Consider the following 2120-nt stretch of genomic DNA (forward strand, 5'->3'; position numbering starts at 1 on the left):
CCGTGCCTCCCCGCCGCCACTACGCTGGTGGTGCCAACACGCCGGCGTTAGGAGGACCATTGAGGTGAACGAGAGACACGATGACCTACAGGAGATTATAGACGCGGCGCTCCGGGAGATGGCCGCGGAGGAGGGCGACGGGTTCGACCCGCAGGCATGCAACCTCGCTGAGTTCTGCAGGAGGACGGGGCTCACCCGCTCCCGCGCGAGGACGGTCAGGGCCCACGGGTTCAGGGCCCTGCCCCACGGGAACAGCGGGAGGAGGGCCGCGCCGGGCGTGCTCGCCGGCCACACCGGCCTGGTGGACGACCTCCTGCGGAAGGGCGTCACCAACTCGCAGGTGATATTCGAGCGGCTGCTCGGCCAGGGCTACGCCGGCGGCCTCACAACGGTGAAGACCTACATCGCCGCGCACCGGGACCTCGTGCCCGCGAAGAGGCGGCAGGCGGCCCCGCAGGGCTGCCGCGGCCAGCGCTTCAGGACGGCGCCCGGAGAGGCCTACCAGATGGACTGGGGCTTCGTCGCGGTCGAGCGCCCTGGCGGGGAGCGGGCGCGGATCGCCTGCTTCGCCATGGTCTGCCACCATTGCGGGGGCGCCCACGTCGAGTTCTTCCCGAACGCGCGCCAGGAGAACCTCCTCATCGGGATGCTGCACGCGTTCTCGGCGCTGGGCGTGCCCGCGACCGTGCTCACCGACAACATGAAGAGCGTGGTCGTCCGCCGCGATGCCGACGGCCGGCCCGTCTGGCAGGCCGACTACGCCGAGTTCATGGGCGTCGTCGGCTTCCGCACCAGGTTGTGCAGGCCGCGCCACCCCTATACGAAGGGCAAGGTGGAGAGGCTCGTCCGCTTCGTGAAGGGGAACTTCCTCGCGGGAAGGTCCTTTACCGACCTTGACGCCCTCAACCGGGAGGCCGCCCTCTGGTGCGCCGAGCAGGGAGGCCGCTGGCGGCGCGCGGCGGCATGCGTCCCGATGCGCGAGCACGAGGCGGCGTGCTCGGCGAACACCAGGCCGCTCGAGGTCACGGCCGAGGTCGAGCGGTACCTGTGCCCGCGCCGGAAGATCTCCTTCGACGGCTTCGTGAGCTTCGAGGGGCACCGCTACGGCGTGCCCTACTGGTACGTCCGCCGCGAGTGCAGGGTGAACCGGGAGGGGCGCGTGGTGCACATATACAGCGACGACCTCTCCCGCGAGCTCGTCGCCCACGCTGTCGGCACCGGCGCCGACAGCTGGTGCGAGGGGCAGTGGGAGACATCGCCGGCGCAGCCCGAGGAGCTGCCGACCCAGCCGGTGGGGACCGTGGTCGAGCAAATCGCCCCGCCCAGGACGAAACCCGGTTTCGAGAGGTTCGACTTCGGGAGGGCCGAATGATGGCGGGCGCGGGGGCGAGCCCCTACGAGCTCGCGAGCGACGCCGCGTCGAGGCTCGGGATCGCCGTCGGGGCGGAGGAGCTCGCGACCCTCGCCTCGGACCTCGACCTCGGCGACGGGGAGATGGCCGCCGTGGCCGCCACCTTCTCCTACCTTGCGGAGAAGAGGAGGCTCGCCTCCATCGAGACGCTGCTGAGGCTGAGCAGGCTGCCCAGGCGCGAGCCCAAGACCTTCGAGGGCTTCGACTTCTCCAGGATCCAGGGCCGGGACGCGGCCGCGCTGGGCAAGCTCCCGTCGCTGGCCGACCTCTACGCGCACCGCAACGTCGCCTTCGTCGGGCCCGGCGGCATAGGGAAGACGCACCTCGCGCAGGCCTACGGGCGCGAGTGCTGCATGCGGGGGCTCAAGACCTACTACATAAAGGCGACCGAGCTCAGGGACAGGTTCCAGAAGGCCGTCCAGCGGGGAAACACCTCGCGGGTCGTCTCCTCGCTCGTCAAGCCGTCGTGCCTCATCGTTGACGAGGTGGGAAGATGCGTCTACGACAGGCCGTGCACCGACCTGTTCTTCGATGTCGTCGACAGGCGCTACGAGAAGGAGGGGCCGAACGCGATGGTCCTCACGAGCAACATCGCCCCGAGCGGGTGGGATGAGTTCTTCACGGGCGACGACACGCTCCTCTGCGCCCTCGACAGGCTGTTCGACAAAGCGTCGGTGTTCGTGATGCGGGGCCCGAGCTACCGCGGCAG

Annotated in this window: 2 protein-coding genes; both read left to right on the forward strand. The window is 70.0% G+C overall.

Translation table 11 applies throughout. The annotated features are described in order from the left end of the window. The coding region (gene istA, locus DWZ22_RS10015) for an IS21 family transposase (protein ID WP_233546494.1) at window positions 1–1372 on the forward strand (1372 nt) is incomplete at its 5' end. Continuing rightward, window positions 1369–2120 (forward strand): ATP-binding protein (locus DWZ22_RS10020; protein WP_118406050.1); only part of this gene is annotated, 752 nt, incomplete at its 3' end. The genes istA and DWZ22_RS10020, both read left to right, overlap by 4 nt.

The sequence above is a fragment of the Collinsella sp. AF31-11 genome, assembly GCF_003475605.1.
Taxonomy (GTDB): domain Bacteria; phylum Actinomycetota; class Coriobacteriia; order Coriobacteriales; family Coriobacteriaceae; genus Collinsella.